The following is a 19287-nucleotide window of genomic DNA, read 5'->3' as shown; positions in this document are numbered from 1 at the left end:
GTCATAGCCCCATTAAACCTTGTCGGGCAACCTGCAATCAATTCGCATTACTGCAACTTTCATACCTTTTGCTCGTGTGAGCACTTTCCCGCCGCTATGACTTGTCATCCGCATCCCCTAGAATGAGCCCTCATCTGAGGAGAGGTCATGACACTCGCGATTTTTGATCTGGACAACACTCTTATTGGCTGTGATTCCGACCACCTGTGGGGCGACTGGCTGGTGGAAAAAGGCATTGTCGACGCCGAGCATTACAAGGAAACCAACGACCAGTTCTATGTGGATTACCAGAACGGTCGTCTGGACATCCTGGCGTACCTGCGCTTTTCCCTGAAAGTGCTGGCAGACAATGACATGGCCCAGCTGCACTTCTGGCGCGAACAGTTCCTGGCTGAAAAACTCGATGAGATGTGGCTGCCCAAGGCGGCGGAACTGGTAGAAAAACATCGCCAACAAGGCCACACCCTGATGATCATTACCGCCACCAACGATTTTGTCACCGCGCCACTTGCCGACCGCTTGGGCATTGATCACCTTATCGCCACCGTGGCCGAGCGGCGCAAGGAACGCTTTACCGGCGACATCGACGGCACCCCCAGCTACCGCGAAGGCAAGGTCAGCCGCTTACAGGCATGGCTGGACGACCACGGCGAAACCCTTGATGGCAGCTACTTCTATAGTGACTCCCACAATGATCTGCCACTGCTTCAACAGGTGGACAACCCGGTAGCCGTGGACCCGGATGCCACCCTGGAGCGGGAAGCACGCGAAAGAGGATGGCCGGTTATCAGCTTGCGTTAGCACGCTTCACGCCGTGAACGACACACCCTTACCAACGACTCACACATACCAGGAATAAAGTGGGAACCATGCGTTATTTGCTGGCCAGCTTGCTGGCTTTGCTCCTGATGGCTTGCGAACAATCCAGCAACACCGACTCCGCACCGCCGGAACAGGACTCCCCCCTGCTCCCGGGCATCCCTGTTGCCGACTGGCAACAAACCAGCAGCGACCAGTTTGAGCAAGCCGCAGCCCAGTGGCAGCACGCTCTGAGCCAGTTTGATCGAAATCCGGAAAACGCCTCACTGAAACAACTGCGGGAGACACTGACACAGTGGTACAAAACACTGGCCGGACACTACCTTCTGCCCGCCGCGCGGGCCTGCCAGCTGGAGCAACAGCTTATTCTGGACCGCCTGGATAGCTGGCCACTTTACCCCGGCTATATTGACGCCCTGCCCGAGTGGCCCGACTCAGGTCTGATCAGTGACCCGTATCTGGAAATGTCTCGCAAGACACTACGCACCCAGCACGGCGCTACCGACAGCGCCGAGGCCAGCCTGGGCTTTGCCGCGTTGTTCGTGGTGCTCAATGGCACGGCTGCTTTGCCCAAGCCCCTGAACGCTTTCATCGGCGAAGAGGACAGCATGGCTCGTCGCCGGCAGTGGCTTGCGCTTGCCAGCGAGCAGCTGATCGCGGACTACCGAACATTGATCAGTGACGCCACTCTGACCGCAGCAGATCTTCACTGCGGTCTTGGCACCCTGCTGGGCCGCCAGCAAAAACAGGCACTCCCCCTGGAAGACAATGAATTGGTTATTCCCGAGGGCATTCGGGACGGTCTGGAGAGCCACTTGCTCAGCGGACTTCAGGCGCTGCCGGAGAGCGTCATCGAAGACTGGGAGCGCAGCCAGCCGGGCATTAGAGAGGCCCTGGAACAAAGCCACGACAGCGGCTGGGAAGCCATTATGCAATGGCAGGAAACCACCACCCTGTAGACGCCTTTTGATCTCATCGCCTGCACAATAAGCCTAAAAAAAGCCCGCCGGGATTCCCCGGCGGGCTTTTTTAGGCGCTAACAACAACCGGTTTAGAAGTTGTAACGACCGAACACACCAATGGAATCGCGATCGCTGGCCACAACCACTCGGGCACCGAGATCCACAACAGGAGTCACCTTAAAGAGCCCCTCACCATAAACACCCAAATCATCGTCATACAGGTCGATATAGGTCAGACCACCGGACAGCTCGAGCTTTTCGGTGGTGGCATGACGCACACCGCCACGAACCTCAAAACCCACATCATCGTCATCTCCGAAACGATAATCACGGTCATCGTAAATGATGTCCGCGCTGGTCACGAAGTCCAGACCTTGCTGCAACGGGGTGTGAAACCCGACACCTGCGGACAGCTGTTTGCCATCAATATCGTAATCGCCATCGTAGAAACGCAGGGCGCCACGCAGGAAAATATGCTCGTCCAGACCAAAGCTGCCTTCAGCGCTCAGCGCATCCGCATCCCAATCACCGTCGAAATCCCAGCGATCGTAGGCCAGCTGGCCATACGAGTAGGAGAAACCATTGTCACGCACGGAAGAAGTGCGCTGCTCAGCCATCGCAGGGGCGGCAACAGCCAGTGCAATCCCTGACACAAGCAAAGTTTTTTTCAACATAAAAGTCGTCCTCGTTCGCAATTGAATCAACGGCATCCAAAGTTGCCTCAGTGTAGTGTTTCTATTGAGAGCATTTCCCCGGATCAGTTCCGCTATTTCCGGTGTTTTATAAAAATTTTCAATGGCGGTGCGGATTTATAGCACAGGGGTTGACCTCGGGGTTACCCCAAGGTTAGACAATTTGTGACAGAGCCCACTTCATCAGGGAGAAGACCCGTGTCACATCACATTCTTCCCATTGCCGGTGCGACCTGCCAGGGGTGCGCCAACAAGATTCGCCGCGCTCTGCAAACGCTGCCGGGGGTTCGGGGTATTGAGGTGGACCTGGAGACGCAACAGGTACAGGTGCATCAGGACGACGACCGTACCAGCAAAGCGCAGCTGCAGGATGCCATTGCCGGGGCAGGCTATGCCCCTGCAAAGACTCCGGCATGCCATACGACGTCACAGGCCACCCACCCTCCTGCCGAGACCGGCGACGCTGTCGACATCATTCTCAATATTACCGGGGCGACCTGTGCGTCCTGCGTACGCACCATTGAAAGCGCCCTGCGCAACACCCCCGGTGTCGATCAGGCGGACATGAACTTTGCGGATCGCACTGCCCGCGTCCGCGGCCACGCCCGTCCCGACACCTTGATACAGGCCGTCGAGGCCGCCGGTTATGGCGCCAGCGAAGCCAATGAGGGCGACGATGAGGCTCAAGAGGCCCAGCAACAGGCGCACTACCGCCAACTGCTGCGCCACATGTGGCTGGGGCTTGGCCTGGGCGTCCCCCTGATGGCCTGGGGCCTGCTCGGCGGTGACATGATGGTACGCCCGGGCGAGCCCAGTCAGTGGATCTGGCTGGCAATCGGCGTTGCCACTCTTGCGATTCTGGCAACCGCCGGGCGCCACTTTTTCATCGGCGCCTGGAAAGCCTGCCGCAATCACAACGCCAACATGGACACCCTGATTGCCCTGGGCACCGGCGCCGCCTGGTGGTATTCCATGGTCGTGGTGCTGGTGCCAACCGCCCTGCCCGAGGCCGCCCGGCATGTGTACTTCGAGGCCAGTGCCATGATCATCGGCCTGATCAACCTCGGTCAGGCGCTGGAAGTCCGCGCTCGTGGCAAGACCAGCGCGGCCGTGAAACGACTGCTGGATCTGGGCGCCAAGACGGCGCGGGTGATGCGTGACGGCAAGGAAACCGACATCCCGGTGGAGCAGGTACAAACCGGCGATCTGCTGCGCGTGCGCCCCGGGGAAAAAATTGCCGTGGACGGCGAGGTGCAGGAAGGCCAAAGCCGTATCGATGAATCCATGCTCACCGGTGAACCCATGCCCGTGGAGAAGACACCAGGGGACCGGGTCAGTGCCGGCACCCTGAATGAAGGCGGCACCCTGCTGTACAAAGCCACTGCCGTGGGGCGCGATACGGCGTTATCGCAAATTGTCGCACTGGTAAAAAAAGCCCAGGGCAGCAAGCCCCCCATTGGCCGGCTGGCCGATCAGGTCTCCGCGGTCTTTGTCCCCACCATCATGATCATTGCGGTAATCTCGGCGCTGGTCTGGTTCAACCTGGGGCCCGACCCGCGCATCACCCACATGCTGATCAGCGCCACCACGGTACTGATCATTGCCTGCCCCTGTGCGCTGGGTCTGGCCACGCCCATGTCGGTGATGGTCGGCGTCGGCAAAGCGGCCGAGCATGGCATCCTGATTCGTCAGGGGGAGGCCCTGCAAACCAGCAGTACCCTGGACACCATCGTCCTCGACAAGACCGGCACCATTACCGAAGGCAAACCCGCGGTCACCGATATCGTCTGTGCTGACGGCCAACAGGAAACGTCTGTGCTACAGCTGGCGGCCAGCCTGGAACGCGGCTCGGAGCATCCGCTCGCCATGGCCATCCTCAACGAGGCCGCACAGCGACAGCTGTCACTGGAAAGCGCCAGCCAGTTTCAGGCACTCAACGGCAAGGGGGTCACCGCCACGTTGGCAGGCAAGGCGTACCGACTGGGCAATCGTCGCTGGCTGGAAAGTGAGGGGGTCAGCATCACCCTCGACAGCCAGCCCCTGACCGACAAGGGGGCCACCCCGTTGTTTCTGTCCGAAGGCAACACCCTGTTAGGCATTATCGGTGTCGCCGATCGCATCAAGGACGATTCCCGGGCGGCCATCGCACGCCTGAAAGACGCAGGGCTGACCGTCATCATGATCACCGGCGATATCGAAGCCAGCGCCAGAGCCATCGCCAAACAGGCCGGCGTCGATGAGGTCATGGCCGAGGTACTGCCGGAAGACAAGGCGAAGAAAGTCCTGGCCCTGCAGCAGGAAGGTCGCACCGTGGCCATGGTCGGCGACGGTATCAATGATGCCCCTGCACTGGCCCAGGCGGATGTGGGGTTTGCCATCGGCACCGGCACCGACGTGGCCATCGAATCCGCCGCCATTACCCTGATGGGCGGTTCCCTGCACGGGGTGGCAGATGCCATGGCGATCTCCACCGCCACCGTACGCAACATCAAACAAAACCTGTTTGGCGCCTTCGTCTACAACAGTCTGGGGGTGCCAGTTGCCGCCGGGGTGCTGTATCCCTTCACCGGCAGTTTACTCAGCCCGGTGATTGCCGGTGCGGCCATGTCACTCAGCTCCGTCACTGTGGTCACCAATGCCAACCGGCTGCGTCTGTTCACCCCTCGCAAGGAACCCAAATCATGACGCCCGAACAACTCGCCGCCCAGTTACGTCAGCCCACAGGCGCCGACGGCGCCACCGTGGCGGGCAACATGAACAGCAGCAATCAACCGATCATCGCCAACACCTACGCCGCGTTGACGCTGCAGGGTGCCGAACGGCTGCTGGAAATCGGCCCCGGCAGTGCCGGGCATTTACCCACGCTGCTAGCACAAGCTCCGGATCTTGATTACACCGGGCTGGACCTGTCCGCTGACATGGTGAAGGCCGCCGATGCCCTGCACGGCTTCAGGCCCGGAGTACGTTTTACCCACGGTGATATTCGCCAGGCGCCCCTGCCGGAAAATCACTACCACGGCATTCTGGCAATCAACGTGGTGTATTTCTGGCAACCTCTCGCGCCAGCCCTGCACGCGATTTACCGACACCTGAAGCCAGGCGGCCAACTCTGCCTTGGCTTGCGGGACCGGCAAAGCATGTCGACCCTGCCCGTGTTCGAGCATGGCTTCCTGACCTACGAAGGACCAGACCTTATGCAGGCACTGGCCGATGCCGGCTTTGAACAACCCGCGATGACCCGCCACCCGGAAGACAGCGTCAGTGTTCTCGGCCAGGTCATGCACAAAACCGGGTTGGTCGTCACCGCCCGAAAACCGGAGAGCCAACCATGACCCTGCTGATCAATCTTGCCGGCCTGCTGCTGATCGCCCTGATCATTGGCTGGTTCTGGCTGTCACAACCCGGTGGCCGCAAAACACGCTCGCAGCAGATCGTCAGTGAAACCACGGTGATCGTGGATAACGGCGTCTATGATCCTGCCGTCATCCATGCCCGGGCCGGGCAACCGTTGACCCTGCATTTCCAGCGCAAGGATCCCTCCCCCTGTGCGGAACAGGTGGTCTTTCACGGGCTGGACGTGAGTGCCTTTCTGGACACCGGCAAAACCACCACCATCACACTGGATAATCCCGCCGCCGGCGAATACCGTTTCACCTGTCAGATGCAGATGTATCAAGGCAGACTGGTTGTGGACTGACCGCAACACGCAACACGCAACACGCAACACGCAACACGCAACACGCAAACAATGATGAGGACTTGCCGTGAAAAAAATACTGGTTGTTTTAACTGCTCTGTTGATGGCCGCCTGCGGCGAACAGGAACCCGCCCAGCCAGAAACCCGCGAGCCGGCCAAGGCCCAGCAACACGCGTCCGCCGACGACAAGGTCGGCAGCAAGCTGCTGGAAGTGTACAAGTCGCCCACTTGCGGTTGCTGTGGTGACTGGGTGGATCATATGAAAGAGCACGGCTACACCGTGGAAGTGCACGACACCGACAACATGCAGGCCATCAAGGAAAAAGCCGGCATTCTCCCCGGTGGCGGCTCCTGCCACACCGCCTTTATTGATGGCTACGTGATCGAAGGCCATGTCCCCGCCAGCGACGTGGACCGCCTGCTGGCCGAGCGCCCCGAAGGCAAGGGCCTGACCGTTCCCGGTATGCCCGTAGGTTCCCCGGGCATGGAAATGGGCGACCGCGTGGATACCTATGATGTGCTGTTGTTCGATGAAGACGGCATGGCAGTCTTCAGCCACCATCCGGGAAATTAACAGCTAACAGCTGCGAGCGACCAGTCGCGGAAAGGGCTTAAAATATCCCAAGGCCCTGCCCGCGCACCAAACGTTTTTGAGATTTTATTGTTTGGCTCGCAGCTCAAAGCTGATAGCTCGCAGCTGCTCTTCTCTTCAACCTGTCACACCAACCCGTTACAGTGCCCGCTTTCACCTAACGAGACTCTGAATGCTGCCGTTACACGACTGGCTGTTGCTCGCCAGCATTTGCGCCCTTGGCGCCATGACGCCAGGCATCAGTCTGGCGGTGATTACCCGACACACCCTGCATGGCGGTGCCCAGGCCGGCGCGATTGCCGGCCTCACCCATGCCCTGGGCGTAGGCATCTGGGCAGCCGCCACCGTGGCGGGCATGGCGGTGCTGTTCAAACGCTACCCGGGACTGGAATTGGCCTTCAGCTTGCTGGGGGCCCTCTTTTTGTTGTGGATGGCTTGGAAAAGTTGGCAGGCCAGCCGCCAATCGCAGGCACCGGCACACACCTCCCCCCCGTCCAACGTGTTACATGGCGCTGCCTGGGACGGTTTTGCCGTGGCCTTCCTCAATCCCAAAGTGGCACTGTTCTTCCTTGCCCTGTTCAGCCAGTTCCTGTCATCGGAGATGGGCCAGCCCGCCCGAATCCAGATTGCGCTCACCGCCATGATCATCGACGGTGCCTGGTACGTGCTGGTCGCCCTGTTACTGGGTCGCAGCCGCTTTTTACCCTGGTTGCGCGAACACCATCACTGGGTGGAACGGGGCACCGCCGTACTGCTGGTGGTGATTGCCTGCAGCGTGATCACTCAGACGCTATGGCTGGATCCGCCAGCATTGACCTGGGGGTAGCCCCCCGGTTCATAATGCCTGCCATGATGTTGTTCCTGCGTTGCCACACCCGCACCAGGGCCCTGGTCGCCCTGCTCGTCACCGCCCTGATGCTGGTGACGGGTAATGCTGTGGCAACGGCAGGGAGCATGGCGCCGGGCCCCCATCCGCCCTCCGGCGCGATGATGATGGATCACAGCACCCTGACCCATTGCCACCATCAGGCATCACCCGCCTCTGCCAGCCCCTCGGAGCACAGCCAACACGCCCTGCACCGACCGGCCCCCAAAGACAACCACCCCCACTGCGAAGACGGCGACACCTGCCAGTGTCTGACGCTGTGCCAGGTCAGCACCGCCTTGCTGCTGCACTTGCCTGCCAGCCAGGAACCTCCCGCCCTGCGTTTTGACTCTGCAACGGCCCCAAAAGAGTTTCCCGGTATCCACCGTCTCCCCCTTCGCCCACCGTCCCGGAAAGTTTGAGCCCGTTTTTCCTCAAACCTTCTGGAGACCAACATGGAAAAGAACCGATTTTCCCTGCCGCGCCGACGCTTCGTGCAGGGACTCGCGCTGGGTACCGCCGGCCTGGGACTGGGCCTTGCCCCCCGGCAACTGCTGGCCCGTCAGGGCCACACCGGCGCCCCTGAACTGCGCGGTGACACTTTTCATCTGACCCTGGGCGGCGCCGATGTGAACCTCACCGGCAAGACCCGACCGGCCACCACCATCAACGGCGGCATCCCCGGGCCGACCCTGCGCTGGCGCGAAGGCGACACCGTCACGCTGAAGATCACCAACCTGCTGCCTGAAACCAGCTCCATTCACTGGCACGGCCTGCTGCTGCCCTATCAGATGGATGGCGTTCCCGGCCTGTCTTTCGATGGCATCAAACCGGGGGAAACGTTCACCTACCAGTTCCCGGTGGTACAAAACGGCACCTATTGGTACCACAGCCACTCCGGCTTTCAGGAACAGACCGGCCTCTATGGTTCCATCATCATTGACCCGAAGACCCCGTATCCCCACACGGTTGACCGCGAGCAGGTAGTGCTGCTGTCTGACTGGAGCGACGAAGACCCGCAACAGCTCTACGCCACGCTCAAGAAACTGAGTCACTACTACAACTTCAACGAACGCACCGTGTTCGACACCCTGCGGGACTTTCGCGACAAAGGGGTGATCCAGACGCTCAAGGACCGGCACATGTGGAATAGCATGCGCATGAGCCAAAGCGACCTGGCCGATGTCACCGGCTATACCTACACCTACCTGATGAACGGCCAGACCCCAAACGGCAACTGGACCTGCCAGTTCAATCCCGGTGAGCGCATCAAGCTGCGGTTTATCAACGCCAGCGCCATGACCTTCTTCGATATCCGCATCCCCGGCCTGGACATGACCGTGGTTGCCATGGACGGCCAGCCGGTTACCCCGGTGCCTTTTCATGAAGTGCGACTGGGCGTGGCAGAAACTCTCGACGTGATCGTCGAGCCCGACGCTCACCAGGCCTACACCCTGTTCGCGCAGAGTATCGACCGTTCCGGGTATGCCCGCGGCACCCTGACCCCGGCCCCGGGCCTGACCGCCAAGGTGCCGGAGATGGATCCGCCGCCCCTGCTCGGACACACAGAAATGGGGATGGGAGCCATGCATGGCGAAAGCGGCCATGGCGGCGTGCAGCACGGCATGGCACATGACAGGGGCAAGATGGACGGAATGGATCACAGCGCCATGGGCCATGAGCATCATGGCGCCAAAGCATCAACGCCCCCGCCGCCCCCCTTCGCCGTCGACAACAGCAACCCGGACCTGCCCCCACGGGGTAGCGCCATCGAGCATCCTCCCAGCGAATACGGACCCGGCGTGGACATGCGCGCCATGGCCCCCGGCGACATGCTTGCCGACCCGGGCATCGGCCTGCGCGACCGGCCGTGGAAAGTGCTCACCTACGCGGACATGACCACCCTCGGCAGCACCGTCGATAACCCTGTCGACAGTCTTCACGCGGACCGTGAAATCGTGCTGCACCTGACCGGTAACATGAGCCGCTACATGTGGAGCTTCAATGGCATTGCGTTCGCCGACGCCGAGCCCCTGGAGCTGTACCACAACGAACGGGTGCGCATCACGCTGGTGAACGACACCATGATGACCCACCCCATCCACCTGCATGGCCTGTGGAGCGACCTGGAGCTGGGCAACGGCAAGCTGTTGCGCAAACACACCATCACCGTCAAACCCGGCGAAAAGCTCAGTTATCTGGTCCGCGCCGACGCCCTCGGCCGCTGGGCCTACCACTGTCACCTGCTCTACCACATGGAAGCAGGCATGTTCCGGGAAGTACGCGTGGTACCCGCCCCCCACCCAAACGCAGCAGGCGAGCCGCCCGACGATCCCCACGCCCGGCATGGAGGACACCACTGATGAAACGTTTTACCTCGTTAATGATGCTGGTGAGCTTGAGTTCGACCAGCCCCGCCCTGTATGCCATGAGCGAACACCCCCAACGTTTCGGCCGCGTCATGGTTGATCAACTGGAAGCCCGTGACAGCGACGAAGGCCGCGTGATGGGGTGGGAAGTGGGAGCCTGGTACGGCGGCGACATCAACAAGCTGTTCTTTTCCAGCGAAGGCGAACGGCTCATGTCACCGGAACACGACGACGAGCGCCCCGCCACTGAAAGCGCGGAAACCCGACTGGCCTGGAGCCGCGCCTTTGCGCCCTTCTGGGATTGGCAGCTGGGCGTACGCCGGGACTGGCAGCCCGATGATCCCAACCGGGACTGGGCCAGCATTGGCCTGCAGGGCGTCGCACCTTATCAGTTTGAAATGGACGCCAATCTGTTCGTCGGCGAAGACGGCCTGACCGAGCTAAGGGTCGAAGCCGAATACGAGCTGATGCTGACCCAGAAATGGGTGCTGTCACCCAGTCTGGAGGCCAGTGTCTACGGCAAGGAAGATGAGGAGCTACGTGTAGGCAACGGACTCACCCGTCTGGAAGCCGGGCTCAGGCTGCGCTACGAAATCCGCCGCGAGATCGCACCCTATATCGGCGTTCACTGGGAAAAGCGCTACGGCGACACCGCCGACCTGGCCCGCGCCAGTGGCGAAAAAACCGAACAGGGCATGCTGGTGGCAGGACTGCGCTTCTGGTTTTGAGGGACAGGCGCTCACGCCGCAAAGTGGGAGCGGTCGTCCCACCGCTCCCACAGTGTGGATGGGCTACAGGGGTAGCTTGTCCCTGTGGGAGCTTGCTTACAAGCGATAGATTGCCAATCCGTTGGGGTGCAGGGCGGCAGCATTGCCGCCCTGCGGCTTCATCAGCTGGAGCAGCTGCCGTATTCGTCTGCTTCCAGGGTACGCAGCTCCTGGTTGCCCTGAATCTGGATATCCAGATCACGCAGGCAGCCATCGCCAATACCGTAAATCCAGCCATGGATGGTCAGCGGCTGATCACGACGCCAGGCTTCCTGGACAACCGTGGTGTTGGACACATTGATCACCTGACGGGCGACATTCAGCTCGCACATCTTGTCCAGGCGCGCCTGGTCATCCGGCAGCTCCGCCAGATTCTTGCGATTGCGCAGGTACAGCTCGCGCACCTGGCGCAGCCAGTTGTCGATCAGGCCGTGAGGGGCGTCTTCCATGGAGGCCTTGACGCCACCACAGCCGTAGTGGCCCACCACCATGATGTGCTTCACCTTGAGCACGTCCACGGCAAATTGCAGCACCGACAGCAGGTTCAAGTCAGTATGGTTGACCAGGTTCGCCACGTTACGGTGAACAAACAGCTCACCGGGCATCAGGCCCACGACTTCGTTCGCCGGCACCCGGGAGTCTGCACAGCCGATCCAGAGATACTCCGGGCTCTGCTGCTCGCCCAGCGCCTTGAAAAAGCCAGGGTGCTGCTGCTCAATCTCGTGACGCCACTTTTCGTTGTTGGAAAACAGTTCAGGCAGGGATTTCATGGTCTCTCGCTTATTCCGTATTTAACCGCCGGTCATATTCATGAATCGTACCAGCTGCTCCCCCGGATCCAGGGTGAAGTCATGCCGCTCGGGCTTGATGGCCATGGCATCGACAATGGCATTGCGAAGGGGGGTATCGTCGTCCGGGTGGGCTCGCAGCACCGCGCGCAGGTCCACGCTGTGCTCATGACCCAGGCACAAAAGCATACGCCCCTCAGCGGTGATCCGCACCCGATTACACAAATGGCAAAAGTTTTGTGAGTGAGGGGAAATAAAGCCAATGCGACTGTCACTTCCCGGCACCTGCCAGTAACGTGACGGGCCGCCGGTTTTTTCCGCCAGCGGAACCAGATTCAGCCTTGTCGACAAGTCATCTCGCAGCTCCTCGGAGGACACGAACTCCAGCCCCCGATCATGCTCGGTAATCTGCCCCAGCGGCATCTCCTCGATAAACGCGATATCCAGCCCTTTATCCAGGGCGAAATCCACCAACGCCGGCACCTCGTCGTGATTGCGCCCACGCAAGATAACGCTATTCAGCTTGATCCGCTGGAAGCCCGCCTGTCGCGCCGCATCAATGCCTCTGAGCACCTGCGCCAGATCGCCGGTGCGGGTCAGCTCGCGAAAACGGTCCGGGTTCAGGGAATCAAGGCTGATATTGATACGATCCAGCCCGCCCGCCTTTAGCTCATCCGCAAACCGGTCCAGTCGCGAACCATTAGTGGTCAGATTGAGTTCACTCAGCCCCGGGATTGCACCAATGTCGCGCACCAGATGCGCCACATCCTTGCGCACCAACGGTTCCCCCCCAGTGAGGCGAATGCGTTTGACCCCCAACGCCACCAGCACCCTCGCCAGTCTCCCCATTTCTTCCAGGGTCAGCACCTGCGCCCGCGGCACAAAGGTCATGTCCTCCGCCATGCAGTACACACAGCGAAAGTCACAGCGGTCGGTGACCGACAGCCGTACGTAGTCGATGGTGCGTCCGAAACGATCCTCAAGGACCGGGGACGAAGGGGAATCCGGATGCGTCATGACCCCTACTTTAGCAAACCCCATGCCCGACCGTCGTGGCCGCGTTTATCGGTTCAGCGGCCCCCCGGTTGGTCAGCCCCGCCGTGCTGTTGTTAGAATGGCCGTCTTTCCGGGTGTAGGGGCGTTGTCATGGCCCTGCATTCCAAATTCATCTACCCCAAAAGGGTTTCCATGCAAATTTCTGAAAATGCCGTAGTGTCCATCCACTACACCCTGACCAACAACGCCGGCCAGACCATCGACTCTTCTGTCGAGCGTGGTGAACCCCTGGCCTACCTGCACGGTGCCGGCAACATCATCCCGGGCCTGGAAAAGGCGCTGCTGGGCAAGCAGGCTGGCGACAAGCTGGATGTGACCGTCACCCCGGAAGAAGGCTACGGCGAGCGTCACGAACAACTGATTCAGCAGGTGCCGAAAACCGCCTTCGAAGGCAACGAAGACAACCTGCAGCCGGGCATGCAGTTCCAGGCCCAGACCGAAGCCGGTCCGCGCATCTTCACCATCACCGCCGTGGAAGGCGATGAAGTCACCGTAGACGGCAACCACCCGCTGGCCGGTGAGACCCTGAACTTCGCCGTAGAAATCACCGAAGTACGCGAAGCCTCAGCCGAAGAAAAAGAACACGGCCACGTACACGGGCCGGGCGGTCACGATCACTGATCGTTGATAACGACACGCCATAAAAAAGGCTCCTGAGAAGGAGCCTTTTTTGTCATACCAAAGCGCGGTTACGGTGTGACAATGTTGAACCAGAACTCGAAGTCATCCAGGCAAGACACCAGTTCCGTCAACGTGGCCTGATCACCCTCGACCGTCACCTCACCATCTTCAACAGCTTGTTCCAGGGTCGTTTCCTGAAGCATAAAACCATTCAGGGTATCGCGGGTCATGCTGATCGTGGCATCCGCTTCATCAAACTGGCGCCCTTCACTGTGATTCAACACGCCGTTGACCATTTCCACGGCAAACTGCTTGTCCTTGTCAGTAAACACGAAGTTCAGCTTGAGATGTTTTCCTTCCGCTTTTTCGGTATTCAGACGCACGCCAAGAAAGTCAAAGAACAGGCTTTCATCCATGGCTCGCACCGTATCCGGGCTAGCAGTGTTCGGCGTTGGCAACTGGGCCACACCATTACGCAGCTCCTGGGCACCACTCAGATAGAAGTTACGCCATGGGCCGCTTTCTGCCTGATACCCCATCTGTTCAAGGGCGTCGGCCTGCAGGTTTTTCGCTGCCTGATTATCCGGGTCTGCAAACACTGCATGGTTAACCACTTCAGCAACCCAACGGTACTCGCCTTTCTCGTAGTACTCGCGGGCCTTGTCCAGCAAGGCATCCACACCCCCCATCATGTCCACGTAACGCTTGGCGGCATCCGCTGGCGGTAGCTCATTGAGGGTAGCCGGGTTACCGATGAACCAGCCCAGGTACATGACGTAAGTGGCTTTCACGTTGTGATTGATGGAACCGTAATACCCTCGATTGGAAAAATTCCGGGCAATGGCATCCGGCACTTTGATCTGCTCGGCGATTTCCACCATGGTGTAGCCCTGATTGGCCAGCCGCAGGGTTTCATCGTTGATGAACCGGTACATATCCCGCTGTGTGCTGATATGCGTATTGACCTTGTCCTTGCCCCACACTGGCCAATGGTGCATGGCGTACATCACTTCCACTTCATCACCCCACATATCCAGCGCCTGATTCAGATACTTGGACCAGGCCAGCGGGTCACGGATCTTGGCACCGCGCAGCGAGTAGGTGTTGTGCAGCGTATGCGTCGAATCTTCAGCAGTATTGAGCGCTTTCTTTTCCTTGATGTAATAGAGCATCTCGGACGGCGCCTCAGAACCTGGCGCATTCAGAAACTCATACGTCAGCCCGTCAATCTTGTGGACTTCACCGGTCTTTTCAATGATTTTGGTGGGAGGAATCAGAGTAACCGTACCGGCCGAGGTGGTGGTCCCCAACCCGGCGCCTACTTGACCTTGCGGGCTGGGCGGCAGCAGGTTGCCATACATGTAACTGGCGCGGCGACTCATGACATTACCGGCCATCACATTCTCGGCAACAGCGGCATCCAGGAAGCCCACCGGGGCGTAGATGTCCACCTTGCCCGCGTTGACATCCGCTTCATCGACCACACCACGAACGCCACCATAGTGATCCACATGGCTGTGGGTATAAATTACAGCGACCACGGGTTTTTTCGGGCGATGCTCGTAATAGAGGTCCAGCGCCACCTTGGCGGTTTCTGCAGATACCAACGGATCCATGATGGTCAGGCCTTTCTCGCCTTCCACAATCGTCATGTTGGACAGGTCGAGATTACGAACCTGATAAATCCCGTCGGTCACTTCAAATAAACCGGAAATATTCAACAACTGGGATTGGCGCCACAGACTCGGGTTAACCGTTTCCGGTGCTTCCGAGCCTTCCTCAATAAAATCATACTTGGCCGGATCCCATACCGGATTGCCCTCTTCACCCTTGATCATTTCCTTGGGAAGCGGCGCGATGAATCCCTTATGGGCCAGCTCGAAAGACGTGTTATCCGAGAACGGCAAGTACTCTTTCAGGGCCTGATTGCTATCCTTGGTGGCTGCTTCAGCGGGCTTGGGCCCCTCCTTTTCTCCGGCGCCGGTGTCTGTCTTTTCCGCCGTAGCCGCATCGCTGGTTACTGGCGCACCCGTATCGCCGGATTGCCCTGCGGTTTGATCACCGTCATCACCGCAGCCGGTCAACACCAGACTGGCAGCAAGAGCGGAATAGAGTAATACGCTTTTCATGGCTGCTTCCCTATCAACAATTCCATTAACAGGATCCCCTGTCGGCCACGCCGGACAATCGTCCTGATCATCCATCATCACCAACTAACAAAGATGAGTAAAGTTCAGAAAGAAAATCACTTAGCGCACCAGCCCTGGCGTTTTCCTGCATAACCCTCACAAAAACAGTGCCTTTTCGGATTGCGAGGGAGAGACAAGCATAGAAAGACGCGATGTCAGGACGATGAAAATGCCGGGAGGCAATGGGTGCCTACCAGGGGCCAACATCGCCGGCGGGACGGCCAGCCTTTGCCAGTAGCAAGGTCATATCCATATGCCCCTCCAGCATGTCGGCCAACCGATCCAGCTGCTGCTCGCGATGCATGACGTAGTCAACACTCGCGTTTGCATCCAGACCTGCCCAGGCAAGCAGGGCATCGGTACTTTGCGGCGAATCAAACAGGCCATGGAGGTAGCAACCCATGACGGCGCCGTCGTCGGAAACGGCACCATCCTTATGGCCATCCAGCTGCAGCATAGGAGACTGCAGCGCTTCGCCCTCCGTGACGCCATTATGAATTTCATAACCGCGAATGGGCGTACCGGCGAGCAGGAATTGCCCCTGCACATTGCGTAGCTGCTTGCCGGGTACCAGTCGGGTTGTCATGCCCAGCCAGCCCAGTCCTTCACTGCTGCCGGCGGGTCCCTCCAGACCATCGGGGTCATCAATACATTCCCCAAGCATTTGAAAGCCACCGCAAATGCCCAGCAGCTTGCCGCCGTAGCGAAGATGCCGCGCGATTTTACTGTCCCAGCCCTGCTCACGCAGGAAGGCAAGATCCGCACGAGTGGCCTTGCTGCCGGGGAGAATAATCAGGTCGGCATCGGGCCAGGGGTCACCCATTTTCACAAAGGTCAGCTGCACCTGCGGATGCAGACGCAACGGATCGAAATCATTGTGGTTACTCATCCGCGGCAACATCGGCACCACGACCTTGAGCGCACCGACGCCATGGTCACCCTGTTCATCAACGGCGTCTTCCGCATCCAGGGTAAGTCCATGCAAATAGGGCAGCACCCCGAAAACCGGTTTGCCGGTGCGCGCTTCCAGCCAGTCCAGGCCACCCTGCAATAGCGACAGGTCACCCCTAAAGCGGTTAATGACAAATCCCAGCGTGCGCTGTTGCTCGCTTTCCGACAGCAGATCCAGCGTACCGGTGAGATGAGCAAAGACACCGCCGCGATCAATGTCTGCCACCAGTATCACCGGGCAATCCACCATCTCGGCAAAACCCATGTTGGCAATGTCGTTGTCACGCAGATTGATTTCCGCCGGACTCCCCGCCCCTTCCACAATGATCACATCAAAACGGGACGATAAATCCTGCCAGGCCGCCAGCACCGCATCGCGCGCCGTTTTTTTATAAGCGTGATAATCCAGCGCCTGCATATTGCCCAGCACCTGACCTCGAATAATTACCTGCGCACCCATATCGGTCTGCGGCTTGAGCAACACCGGATTCATGTCACTATGCGGTTCAACACCACAGGCCAACGCCTGCAAAGCAGTAGATCGCCCGATCTCCCCGCCATCCACCGTCACCGCACTATTGAGCGCCATGTTCTGTGGCTTGAACGGCGCCACCGAATACCCCCGCCGCGCAAACCACCGACACAACGCCGCCACCACTGTGCTCTTCCCCGCATCAGAGGTGCAGCCCTGAACCATCAAACTCAGCATGGCGAAGACCCGGAGTTGAAAGTTGAAAGTTCAAAGTTGAAACGCGATACGGTGCCTCCCGTAATCACAGCGACGAGGCCGCACCCAGACATCAAGCCGCGATCGCAGCCCCAAATAAAGGCACTACTTTGTGCTTTTTTTATTTTTAAACTTTGAACTTTCAACTTTGAACTTCCCGCCACTACTTCATACCTATCCGGTTCGGGTTTTCGCTATTCACTGTTAACTGTTAACTATTCACTAAAGTTCGATGCCCTTCTGCGCCCGCACCCCCTGATCCTTGAACGCATGCTTCACCACTTTCATTTCCGTGACGGTGTCGGCCAACTCAATCAGTTCCTTGGGGGCATAGCGCCCCGTCACCACAGCATGCTGCATGGCAGGCCGGTTTTGCAGATCATCCAGCACCCGGTCCAGGTCGAGGTACTCGTAACGCAACGCGATGTTCAGTTCGTCCAGCAAAACAAGATCGTAGCGGTCGTCCTTGAGCATCTTCGCGGCGATATCCCAGGCAGCATTGGCCGCGGCCACATCGCGCTCGCGGTCCTGAGTGTCCCAAGTGTAACCTTCGCCCATGACGTGATAATCCACGTTGGGCAGGTCACGAAAAAAAGCCTCTTCGCCGGTGCTGAATGCGCCCTTGATAAACTGCACCACCCCCACCTTCATGCCATGCCCCAGCGCGCGTGCCACCATGCCAAAGCCGGAACTGCTCTTGCCTTTACCGGGGCCAGTGAGCACCAGCAACACACCCTGGTCCTTGTCCGCATTGGCAATGCGCTCACGCATGATTTCCTGTTTTTTGGCCATCCGCCAGGCGTGGCGCTCCTGGCTTTTCGGGTCTGGTTTCATGAGGTTCCCCGTTGTCAGTGAATTACGATGCGGTCAACCGACCGGTAAAGATATCTGCCACCAGCGAGGGAGCAGACGGGAAATAACCGTGGAAGAAACTGGCCAGCAGATGGCCTTGCTGATAGATCGCTTCTCCCCCGGTGCCAGATTGTTTTTCACTGTGCCAGGTGGGCGGCAATGCCGTATCCACCACGGCGTGATGAAAGGTGTGGCCGCGTAGCTGAACACCGCCATGATGCCAGGCGTGCATGCCCAGCCCCTGTAATTTGCGGGTCAGGGTGGCGGTACCCGGCAGCAAACCGAACCCGGCATACTGGCGCCCCTCACCGTCCACCAGAGCGGTCAGGCAGGCCATCAAGCCACCGCACTCCGCCAGCAGGGGCTTGCCCGCCTGGTGATGCGCCTGCAAGGCATGGCGCATGGCGACATTGTTTGCCAGCGTTTCCCCGTGCAGTTCCGGGTAACCACCCGGCAACCACACCGCATCCACGTCGGGCAGGCAGCTGTCCGCCAACGGCGAGAAGAATGTCAGCTCCGCCCCCATGGCGCGCAGCAGGTCCAGGTTGGCGGGATACAGGAACGCGAAGGCCGCATCCCGCGCGATGCCAATGCGGCAGCCCGCCAGCAGGGCAGGCACGGGTTCCGCTGGCGGTGCGGAAAAGTTTACCGGCGCAGGCAACCGCCCCAATCCGGCCTCTTCAAGTACCGCGGCCGCCTCATCCAGCCGGCTCTCCAGATCGCTCAATTCTCCGGCCTGTACCAGACCGAGGTGTCGCTCAGGGAGGGTCAGGGCCTCATGGCGGGGGATTGCCCCCAGCAGCGACAGGCTCGCGGGTAACCCTTGCGCCAACAAGGCCGCATGACGGTCACTGGCCACCCGGTTGGCAATTACTTCTGTCACCTGCAATGCCTCACGGTACCGGGCCAGCCCCAGGGCCAACGCCCCGAAGGTCTGGGCCATCCCCCAGGCATCAATCACCGGAATCGCCGGTATCCCCGCCAGCACCGCCAGATCGGCACTGGACGGCGTGCCATCAAACAGGCCCATGGCCCCTTCCACCAGAATCAGGTCTGCCTCGCAGGCCGCCTGGGCCAGCCGCCAGCGGCATTCATCTTCACCGGTCATCCAGGGCTGCAACTGATAGACCGGCGACCCGCTGGCTACCTCCAGCACCATGGGGTCCAGATAGTCCGGACCAAATTTGAACACCTGCACACGCCGGCCGGCGTTTCGATGCAGCCGTGCCAGCGCCGCCGTCACCAACGATTTTCCCTGTCCCGACCCCGGCGCGCTAATGAGGGCAGCAGGGACCGTTGCCTGAAAAGCGGAAGCGGGAGAAGTCGTGGCCATCACAGGG

Annotated in this window: 18 protein-coding genes; 11 read left to right on the top strand and 7 right to left on the bottom strand. The window is 59.7% G+C overall.

The window, feature by feature from the left end; genetic code table 11:
• Window positions 1–147: 147 nt before the first annotated feature.
• Complete coding sequence (locus D4A39_RS14460) at window positions 148–801, top strand: histidinol-phosphatase (protein WP_022984696.1); 654 nt, start codon at window positions 148–150, stop codon at window positions 799–801.
• A 68-nt stretch (window positions 802–869) separates the two neighbouring features.
• Window positions 870–1778 (top strand): hypothetical protein, encoded by a 909-nt coding sequence (locus D4A39_RS14455; protein ID WP_119918467.1) that lies wholly within the window; start codon window positions 870–872, stop codon window positions 1776–1778.
• Window positions 1779–1870: 92 nt separating this feature from the next.
• On the opposite strand, the gene D4A39_RS14450 is transcribed toward D4A39_RS14455, so the two are convergent.
• On the bottom strand, window positions 1871–2455 hold the full coding sequence (locus D4A39_RS14450; protein ID WP_022984694.1) for a hypothetical protein: 585 nt from the start codon (window positions 2453–2455) through the stop codon (window positions 1871–1873).
• Window positions 2456–2671: 216 nt separating this feature from the next.
• On the opposite strand from D4A39_RS14450, the gene D4A39_RS14445 reads away from it, so the two are divergent.
• The 8 genes from D4A39_RS14445 (at window position 2672) to D4A39_RS14410 (ending at window position 10724) form a co-directional block, all read left to right on the top strand.
• Window positions 2672–5158 (top strand): heavy metal translocating P-type ATPase, encoded by a 2487-nt coding sequence (locus tag D4A39_RS14445; RefSeq protein WP_119918466.1) that lies wholly within the window; start codon window positions 2672–2674, stop codon window positions 5156–5158.
• Window positions 5155–5805, top strand: coding sequence for a class I SAM-dependent methyltransferase (locus tag D4A39_RS14440; protein ID WP_119918465.1), 651 nt, complete (start codon window positions 5155–5157; stop codon window positions 5803–5805). Before D4A39_RS14445 ends, D4A39_RS14440 begins: the two co-directional genes overlap by 4 nt.
• Window positions 5802–6170, top strand: coding sequence for a cupredoxin domain-containing protein (locus D4A39_RS14435; protein ID WP_119918464.1), 369 nt, complete (start codon window positions 5802–5804; stop codon window positions 6168–6170). Before D4A39_RS14440 ends, D4A39_RS14435 begins: the two co-directional genes overlap by 4 nt.
• Window positions 6171–6237: 67 nt before the next feature.
• Entirely contained in the window at window positions 6238–6744 is a 507-nt protein-coding gene (locus tag D4A39_RS14430) for a DUF411 domain-containing protein (RefSeq protein ID WP_233192164.1), read from the top strand.
• Window positions 6745–6934: 190 nt separating this feature from the next.
• The gene (locus D4A39_RS14425; protein ID WP_119918463.1) at window positions 6935–7588 is read left to right on the top strand and encodes a LysE family translocator; all 654 of its coding nucleotides are present in this window, start codon (window positions 6935–6937) and stop codon (window positions 7586–7588) included.
• 14 nt (window positions 7589–7602) lie between these two features.
• Window positions 7603–8049 carry a hypothetical protein gene (locus tag D4A39_RS14420; RefSeq protein WP_119918462.1) on the top strand — a complete coding sequence of 149 codons (447 nt, stop codon included), beginning with the start codon at window positions 7603–7605 and terminating at the stop codon, window positions 8047–8049.
• A 33-nt stretch (window positions 8050–8082) separates the two neighbouring features.
• The gene (locus tag D4A39_RS14415) at window positions 8083–9990 is read left to right on the top strand and encodes a copper resistance system multicopper oxidase (protein ID WP_119918461.1); all 1908 of its coding nucleotides are present in this window, start codon (window positions 8083–8085) and stop codon (window positions 9988–9990) included.
• Entirely contained in the window at window positions 9990–10724 is a 735-nt protein-coding gene (locus D4A39_RS14410) for a copper resistance protein B (protein ID WP_119918460.1), read from the top strand. Before D4A39_RS14415 ends, D4A39_RS14410 begins: the two co-directional genes overlap by 1 nt.
• 161 nt (window positions 10725–10885) lie before the next feature.
• Here the strand turns inward: D4A39_RS14410 and can are convergent, their stop codons facing one another.
• Both can and moaA read right to left on the bottom strand, forming a co-directional pair.
• Window positions 10886–11533 carry a carbonate dehydratase gene (gene can, locus D4A39_RS14405; RefSeq protein WP_022984685.1) on the bottom strand — a complete coding sequence of 216 codons (648 nt, stop codon included), beginning with the start codon at window positions 11531–11533 and terminating at the stop codon, window positions 10886–10888.
• 21 nt (window positions 11534–11554) lie between these two features.
• Entirely contained in the window at window positions 11555–12568 is a 1014-nt protein-coding gene (gene moaA, locus D4A39_RS14400) for a GTP 3',8-cyclase MoaA (protein WP_119918459.1), read from the bottom strand.
• A 171-nt stretch (window positions 12569–12739) separates the two neighbouring features.
• Here moaA and D4A39_RS14395 point away from each other — a divergent pair, with 171 nt between their 5' ends.
• On the top strand, window positions 12740–13228 hold the full coding sequence (locus D4A39_RS14395; protein ID WP_031226154.1) for an FKBP-type peptidyl-prolyl cis-trans isomerase: 489 nt from the start codon (window positions 12740–12742) through the stop codon (window positions 13226–13228).
• Between the two features lie 68 nt (window positions 13229–13296).
• Here the strand turns inward: D4A39_RS14395 and D4A39_RS14390 are convergent, their stop codons facing one another.
• From D4A39_RS14390 to D4A39_RS14375, 4 genes are all read right to left on the bottom strand, one after another.
• Window positions 13297–15357 (bottom strand): alkyl/aryl-sulfatase, encoded by a 2061-nt coding sequence (locus D4A39_RS14390; RefSeq protein ID WP_022984682.1) that lies wholly within the window; start codon window positions 15355–15357, stop codon window positions 13297–13299.
• A gap of 250 nt (window positions 15358–15607) precedes the next feature.
• Window positions 15608–17077 (bottom strand): cobyric acid synthase, encoded by a 1470-nt coding sequence (locus D4A39_RS14385; protein ID WP_119918458.1) that lies wholly within the window; start codon window positions 17075–17077, stop codon window positions 15608–15610.
• 240 nt (window positions 17078–17317) lie between these two features.
• Window positions 17318–17929, bottom strand: coding sequence for a cob(I)yrinic acid a,c-diamide adenosyltransferase (gene cobO, locus D4A39_RS14380; RefSeq protein WP_031226152.1), 612 nt, complete (start codon window positions 17927–17929; stop codon window positions 17318–17320).
• Window positions 17930–17951: 22 nt separating this feature from the next.
• The gene (locus tag D4A39_RS14375) at window positions 17952–19280 is read right to left on the bottom strand and encodes a cobyrinic acid a,c-diamide synthase CobB (RefSeq protein ID WP_119918457.1); all 1329 of its coding nucleotides are present in this window, start codon (window positions 19278–19280) and stop codon (window positions 17952–17954) included.
• Window positions 19281–19287 lie beyond the last annotated feature (7 nt).

This window comes from Alcanivorax profundi (assembly GCF_003597125.1).
Classification (GTDB): Bacteria; Pseudomonadota; Gammaproteobacteria; order Pseudomonadales; family Alcanivoracaceae; genus Alcanivorax; species Alcanivorax profundi.
Note: the sequence above shows the minus strand (reverse complement) of the source record. Positions and strands in the feature narration are given on the sequence as shown.